We start from the raw sequence: 2,410 nt of genomic DNA, 5'->3' as shown, positions 1-2,410 counted from the left end.
GTGGTGCAGACGCCCCGGCGCTATGCGGATGCGCGACCGACGGCGGGCGCGTCGTCGCTCGGGTTCAACACCGGGGGTGGCCTGCCGCCGCCGGTTCCGCTTAGCAACTGACCTGATCAAGGGTTTTCATGATCGACGACGCCGGTCACCAGCGCACGCCCCGGGCCGACCGATCCGCCCGCGAAGACGTGCGGATAACGGATGGTGACCTGCGCCTGCGTGCCGCGCGCGAGGTCATGCACAAGCGGCTCCTGTTTGTTGCGGGCGGGTTCGGCATCCTGTTCGGCGCGGTAGGGCTGAAACTGGCCGCGGCGACGGTTTGGATGCCGATGGCACCCGAAAAGCGCCAGATCGCGCCGCAGGTGCCGGACATCCCCAAGAGCGATCCACGCGGCCTGATGGCCGGTGATTTCACACTGCCGCAGGTCCATCGCGCGTCGATCGTCGATCGTAACGGGCAGGCGCTGGCGATCTCGCTGCCGGTGGCCCAGGTCTATGCCAATCCGCAGGAACTGATTGACCCGGAGGACGCGGCCGACAAGCTGATGAAGGTTCTGCCCGCCCTCGACCGCGCCGAGACCGTGCGCCGGCTGGGGCTGAAGAAGCAGTTCGTCTATCTGGCGCGCGACATTTCGCCCAATCAGGAAATCGCCATCAATAACCTGGGCATTCCGGGTATCTACTTCGAGCCCGGCGAGCGCCGCCACTACCCGCTCGGGCGCACGGCCGCCCACATCATGGGCGCGGTGGACATCGACGACCACGGCGTGGCCGGTGTGGAGCGGTTCTTCGACAAGCGCCTGACCAGTGACCGCACGCCGCTGACGCTGTCGCTCGACGTGCGTGTCCAGGCCGTGGTCCACGACGAGTTGCAGGCCGCCAAGGACAACTTTCAGGCCATCGGCGCCTGCGCGATCGTGATGGACGTGCGCAGCGGCGAGATCGTGGCCATGGTCAGCCTGCCCGACTACGACGCGAACAATTACGCGCATGCGACCGATGACGAACGCTTCGACCGCGCCGTCACCGGCATGTATGAGCCCGGCTCGACCTTCAAGCTCCAGACCGCCGCCATGGCGCTGCAACTGGGTGTGGCGCATCCGTGGGACCGATTTTCGACCATTCCGATCCATATCGGCCGTTTCACCATCTCCGACATGAAAACGGACCATTTCGCGCCATGGCTGTCGATGCCCGCCGTGATGGCGTACTCCTCGAACCCGGCGGCCGCGCACATGGCGCTGGACGTCGGCGCGCAGCGCCAGCAGGACTGGCTGCGCGCCATGGGCTTCTTCGCGCCGGTGCCCGTCGAACTGCCCGAAGCCGGCCGCCCGATCGTCCCGGCGACACGCAACTGGGGCATTTCCACCGTGATGACGGTCGGCTTCGGCCACGGCGTGGCCGAGCCGCCGCTGTCGATCGTCCGTGGCACGGCCGCGACCGCCAATGGCGGCATCCTAGTCAAGCCGACACTGGTGTCGCGGGCCTCCGCCGCGCCCGCACAGGCCACGGCGCCGGCGGCAATGACGGCCCCGGCGCCCCTCACCGACCCGAGCATGGCAAAACCCGCCGTAGTAACGGCAACCGATGCCGACGATGTTGTCCAGCCGGAAGGGCCGCGCCTGCTTTCGGAAGCGAACTCGGCCATCGTGCGCAAGATGCTGCGCCTCGTCGTGACCCAGGGTATCGGCAAATCCGCTGAATCGCCGGGCTATTTCGTCGGCGGCAAGACGGGTACGGCAGAAAAGATCGGGCCGCACGGCGGCTACCTCAAGCACGTCAACGTCTCGGCCTTTACGGGCGTGTTTCCGATGAACGCGCCGCGCTACGCCGTCTATGTCATGCTCGACAGTCCCAAGCCGACTCCACAGACACATGGCTGGACGACCGCCGGGTGGAACGCGGCCCCTACCGTCTCGAAGATCATCTCGCGCGTGGGGCCGATGCTCAGCCTGTTCCCCGACGCGGCCCACGCCGCCGAGATCGACGCGACGCTGGCGATCCCGATGGAACCCGGCGTGCCCCCCGGCTATCGGCCGCTCGGCCCGGGGAACGACCCCGGCGATCCCCGCAATCGCGAGCCCGCGACCAAACCGCCGGCCGGACACGGCCGAGCCTCGCGCCCCGACAGCACGGTCGCCGATCTCCGCCCGCGCGAACAGCCTGCGATGGGCGCGCGGGTGCAGACGGTCGCCGCGCATCCGTCGACGCATCTGCCGCCCCCCACCCCCCGACTGGACTGACCCGATGCAGCTTGCCGATCTTCTCGCCAGCGCCGGGGTCACGAACCACGTCAACGCGCGGGCGATGGCGGATGGTGGCGCGATCGAAGTTCTCGCCGTGACCGAGGACAGCCGGGCCGTGGCGCCGGGCACCTTGTTCGCCGCCCTGCCCGGCACCCGCGTCGATG

At 68.5% G+C, this 2,410-nt stretch carries 1 protein-coding gene; it reads left to right on the top strand.

From position 1 onward, the window contains the following. Positions 1–236 precede the first annotated feature (236 nt). The gene (locus HUK82_RS16000; protein ID WP_246495189.1) at positions 237–2,243 is read left to right on the top strand and encodes a peptidoglycan D,D-transpeptidase FtsI family protein; all 2,007 of its coding nucleotides are present in this window, start codon (positions 237–239) and stop codon (positions 2,241–2,243) included. Positions 2,244–2,410: the final 167 nt, after the last annotated feature.

The organism is Ameyamaea chiangmaiensis, assembly GCF_013376175.1.
Classification (GTDB): domain Bacteria; phylum Pseudomonadota; class Alphaproteobacteria; order Acetobacterales; family Acetobacteraceae; genus Ameyamaea; species Ameyamaea chiangmaiensis.
This window is presented reverse-complemented; position numbering and strand designations above follow the sequence as displayed.